Origin of the sequence: Bradyrhizobium sp. 2TAF36 (genome assembly GCF_052114925.1) — a bacterium.
Lineage (GTDB): Bacteria > Pseudomonadota > Alphaproteobacteria > Rhizobiales > Xanthobacteraceae > Bradyrhizobium > Bradyrhizobium barranii.
The window spans coordinates 1-4,532 of the sequence record NZ_JBFRFR010000194.1; the positions used below are offsets into that span (position 1 = coordinate 1).

Below are 4,532 nucleotides of genomic sequence, written 5' to 3' on the forward strand. Positions count from 1 at the left end.
GGGGGGTGGGGGGATCTCTCCACACGGGCAGCGCTTCGGTGGAGAGACTTTCACCCCACCCCGTCTCACGTCGCTGACGCGCCGCGAGCCGACCCTCCCCCTCCAGGGGAGGGTAAGCGGAACGCCTCCTCCGCCTCTACTGCACGAGATCAGCAACCGTGGCCGCAGCCTTCAGGCCCGTGCCGGTGAGGACCACAACCGTGGTCTCGTTCGCCTTGATAGATCCCGCCGCGGAGAGTTTTTCCAATGCAGCAGCCGCGCTGGCGCTGGTCGGTTCGGCAAACAATCCCTGCCGCGCAAGACGCCGCAACGCGGCGACGATCTCGTCCTCGGTCAGCGCAACGGTGCCGCCGCCGCTCTCGCGCAAGCTCCCGATGATCTCGCGCAGGCGCAGCGGATTCTTGATGGCGGTGCCTTCGGCGACGGTCTTGTTCACCTCGCGGGCGACCGGCGTGTCGACACCCGCCTTGAAGCTTGCATCGATCGGCGAGCAGTTTAGCGGCTGCGCCGCGAACAGGCGCGGCAGCTTCGCGATCTGCCCGGCTTTCAACAGCTCGCGGAAACCGAAGGCGCAACCGAGCAGGCTGCTGCCGGCGCCAACGGGAACGATGATATTGTCGGGCGCGCGAAAACCGAGGTCTTCCCAGATTTCATAGGCGAGCGACTTGGTGCCTTCGAGGAAGAACGGCTGCCAATTGTGGCTGGCATAAAAGGTCTGGCTCGACTGGCGGATGGCCTCGGCCTCCGACTCCTCGCGCGGCCCCTCGACGAGTTGAACCGCGGCGCCATAGGCGCGCACCTGCGCGATCTTGGCCGGCGACGTCGAGGCTGGCGCCAGGATCTTCACGCGCGTGCCGCCGGCGGCACCTAATCCCGCCATCGACGAGCCGCCATTGCCCGAGGAGTCCTCCAGGATCGCGTCGACGCCGATTTGCCGCAGGAATGACAGCATCACCGAAGAGCCCCTATCCTTGAAGCTGCCGGTCGGGTTGAACCATTCGAGCTTGAAGAACGGACGCAAATCGCCCCAGTCCTGCTGGACCAGCGGCGTGCAGCCTTCGCCGAGCGTGATCGGCTTCTTGATCTCGACCGGCAGCGCCGCCCGGTAGCGCCAGAGCGAGCGCGTGGCGCCGTCGATGTCCGCGCGCGATATGCCTGGTCCCGGCGTCACCAGCAGCGGCGTCCGCTCGTCCGAGCACCAGCGCGGCTGGTCCAGCGGATAGAGCCGTCCGTTACGGGGGTCGATGTAGCTGGCGGTGGGCATGGCAGTCTCCAGGCGAGAGGCGATCTATACGATTTGTCCGATTATGTGGGTCTGGTCCAGTCCACGGCACCGCGGTGGCGCAACCGCCGCGCCGCCCTCTTGAAAACATAAAAAATATAACTAGTTCAAATCCTTAGACCTATCGCGCGGATCGAATAGCAAGGTTCGGCCGGGGCGAAGGAGCGGCATCCAGGCGAGCCGGACCTGCCCGTCGGTGACGGGAATTTGGCCAGGGTCGCCTGCCCGGCGGGGAACCATTAACTTGTCTGTCGTCGCCAGCCGCTACAATATGTTGGATTGAGCTCGCGTCGCCGGTGTTCGGCACCGGCAACGCAAGTGAGCCAGGCCCGTCCGAGCGGCGGGCCGTCGGCTTTTTGGGAGCCTGGACATGAGCCGCGCGAACCGTACCGATCACATCCGCCTGACCTCCCATCCGGAGCCGGGCAAAAAGGCCGCGTTTCCGATTCACTGGGGCGCAGCCGACGCACGCACCCGGGGGCCGATCATCGGCACGGTATCGCGCGCTGGGGATCGCAACGTGATCGGCAGCCATGGCGGCTCCTACGCCATGTACCGGGCGCTCGCGGTGTCCGCCGGCGCGCTCGATCCGATCCGCCGGCCCGACCTCACCAACACCTTTCCGGCCGCGACCATCGGGCCGTTCGAGCAATGGCGCGATCCCGACAAGATCGTCGCGCTCGATCCCTGGGGGCATCTCGTCGCGGAGAATTTCGGCAAGGACATCGCCGAGGGCGTCGACATCAGGCCGAGCATCGCGGTGACGCGCGCGCGGCTCGACCTGCCGGAGATCCGCGAGGCGCTCGCCGCAAAACGGCTGCGCGCCGACGGCGAGGTCGTGCACGCCAATGGCAGCGTGTCGGTGGTGAAAATCGCGATCGATCCGGTCTGGTACCTGCCGGGCCTTGCGACGCGCTTCGGCACCGGCGAGACCGAGCTGCGGCGCACGCTGTTCGAGCAGACCGCCGGCATGTTCCCCGAGTTGGTCACCCGGCCGGACATGAAGGTATTCCTGCCGCCGATCGGCGGCACCACCGTCTACATGTTCGGCGATGTGACAAAACTTCCGGACCACCGCACCAAGATCACCTGCCGCGTGCAYGACGARTGCAACGGCTCSGAYGTGTTCGGCTCCGACATCTGCACSTGCCGCCCCTATCTCATCCACGGCATCGAGGAATCCGCGCGCGGCGCGCAGGAGGGCGGGCTCGGGCTCGTCATCTACAACCGCAAGGAAGGCCGCGCGCTCGGCGAGGTCACCAAATTCCTGGTCTACAATGCGCGCAAGCGCCAGGAGGACGGCGACGCGGCGGCCGCCTATTTCGAGCGCACCGAATGCGTCGCCGGCGTCCAGGACGCGCGCTTCCAGCAATTGATGCCGGATACGATCCACTGGCTCGGCCTGAAGCGCATCGACCGTTTCCTGTCGATGAGCGACATGAAGCATGACGCGCTGACCTCGCAGGGCATCGACATCGTCGAGCGCGTGCCGATCCCGCCGGAGCTGATCCCGGCCGACGCCTATGTCGAGATCGCCGCGAAAAAGGCTGCCGGCTATTACTCGACCGACATCGCGCCGGAGAAGGACGTGAACGGCGTGGTCGGGCGCTCGCTGGAAAAGTACTGATCGCGCGATGGCGGAGGCTTTGGAACAACAGGCCCGCTCCCTGCTCAGCGCAGGAGCGGTTCGCGCGCGTGCCGCAAAAATGCTCGAGATCGGCCTCGCCGGCGGGCTCCGGCACTTCACGATCGACCTCGACCGCATGGACGGCGTCGCGGAGGCCGTGATCGCGGTCACGCGCAAGGCCTATCCGACGCTGGAGATTCCCTTCCATGCCCGCTGGCGGCATTTCGTGCTCGGCGGCGTCGATCGCTGGGCGAGGCTTGCCAACGTCGCATCGTGGCCGGATCGCGCGGCACGTGCGCGCGCCGAGTTCGACCTCGCCATTGTCAGCGTGCTGCTCGACGCAGGTGCGGGAGCCACGTGGCGCTATCGCGACGCTGTGACCGGCGAAAGTATCGGCCGATCGGAGGGGCTTGCCATCGCAAGCCTCGACATGTTTGCAGGCGGCCTGTTCTCCGGCGATGCGCGTGCGCCGTTCAGGGCCGATGCAGACGTGCTGGCGAAACTACCGCTCGCCTCCCTCACCTCCGCCTTTCAGGCGAGCGATGCCAATCCGCTGCTCGGTCTCGACGGACGCACTGATCTGCTGCGACGTCTGGGCAAGCTGGTTGCCGAGCGCGCGGACATCTTCGGCCTGCACGATACGCCGCGGCCAGGCGGCCTGTTCGATCACATCGCGGCACAGGCCGTGGGGGGCGCGGTCGCCGCGCCCGCCATCCTGTCCGCAGTGCTGAACCAGCTTGGACCGATCTGGCCGTCACGGCTCGAGCTCGCCGGGATTCCGCTCGGCGATTGCTGGCGTCATCCGGCGATCGGGGCGGACGACGGAACGGCAGGCCTCGTACCCCTGCACAAGCTGTCGCAATGGCTGAGCTATTCGCTGATCGAACCGCTGCAGCGCGCCGGCTTTGACGTCACCGACATCGACGGCCTCACCGGCCTCGCCGAATACCGCAATGGCGGCCTGTTCGTCGATCACGAGGTGCTGCGCCTGCGCGACGCCGCCGATGCCGAGCGCGCGCATGCGGTGGATTCCCTGCTCGTCGTAGAATGGCGCGCGCTCACCGTCGCGCTGCTCGACCGGCTTGCGGGCAGCATCCGCGCCAGGCTCGGCCGCACGCCCGAGACCTTGCCCCTCGCGAGCATTCTCGAAGGTGGCAGCTGGGCCGCCGGCCGCGCCATCGCCTTCGCGCGCCGGCCGGACGGCGCGCCGCCGCTCAAGGTGATCAGCGACGGCACGGTTTTCTAAACCCTCTCCCCCTGTGGGAGAGGGTGGCTTCGCGAAAGCGAAGCCGGGTGAGGGGTTGTCTCCGCGAGGGCATCTCTCATTGGAGTTCGTGGAGAGAGACCCCTCATCCGGCGCCGTAGCCGATGCGGGGCATCGGCGTTCTTAAGAACGGCGGCCCAAGGGCCGCCTATGCCACCTTCTCCCACAGGGGGAGAAGGGAAGAAGCAACGGCCCGTCGCGTTTCACCCAAGTGCATTTCGTTAGGAGCGTTTCATGGAAGGCGTCACGATCGTCGATCATCCGCTGGTGCAGCACAAGCTGACGCTGGTGCGGGACAAGTCCATCTCGACCAAGTCCTTCCGCGAGCTGATCAAGGAGATCGGCATGCTGCTGTGCTA

4 protein-coding genes are annotated in these 4,532 nt (G+C 66.7%); 3 read left to right on the plus strand and 1 reads right to left on the minus strand.

Annotation, left to right across the window (positions count from 1 at the left end; translation table 11 throughout):
• Nucleotides 1–136: 136 nt before the first annotated feature.
• Entirely contained in the window at nt 137–1,264 is a 1,128-nt protein-coding gene (locus tag AB4Z51_RS44355) for a threonine synthase (RefSeq protein WP_085399836.1), read from the minus strand.
• Between the two features lie 388 nt (nt 1,265–1,652).
• On the opposite strand from AB4Z51_RS44355, the gene AB4Z51_RS44360 reads away from it, so the two are divergent.
• From AB4Z51_RS44360 to AB4Z51_RS44370, 3 genes are all read left to right on the plus strand, one after another.
• Entirely contained in the window at nt 1,653–2,909 is a 1,257-nt protein-coding gene (locus AB4Z51_RS44360; protein WP_028159520.1) for a GTP cyclohydrolase II, read from the plus strand.
• Nucleotides 2,910–2,916: 7 nt separating this feature from the next.
• Entirely contained in the window at nt 2,917–4,155 is a 1,239-nt protein-coding gene (locus AB4Z51_RS44365; protein WP_085399835.1) for a URC4/urg3 family protein, read from the plus strand.
• A gap of 252 nt (nt 4,156–4,407) precedes the next feature.
• On the plus strand, nt 4,408–4,532 hold a 125-nt coding region (locus AB4Z51_RS44370; RefSeq protein ID WP_441499716.1), incomplete at its 3' end, for a uracil phosphoribosyltransferase.

Coding starts and splice junctions, on each gene's coding strand:
- AB4Z51_RS44355 (WP_085399836.1), bottom strand. CDS start 1,264: ATGCCCACCGCCAGCTACATCGACCCCCGTAACGGACGGCTCTATCCG.
- AB4Z51_RS44365 (WP_085399835.1), top strand. CDS start 2,917: ATGGCGGAGGCTTTGGAACAACAGGCCCGCTCCCTGCTCAGCGCAGGA.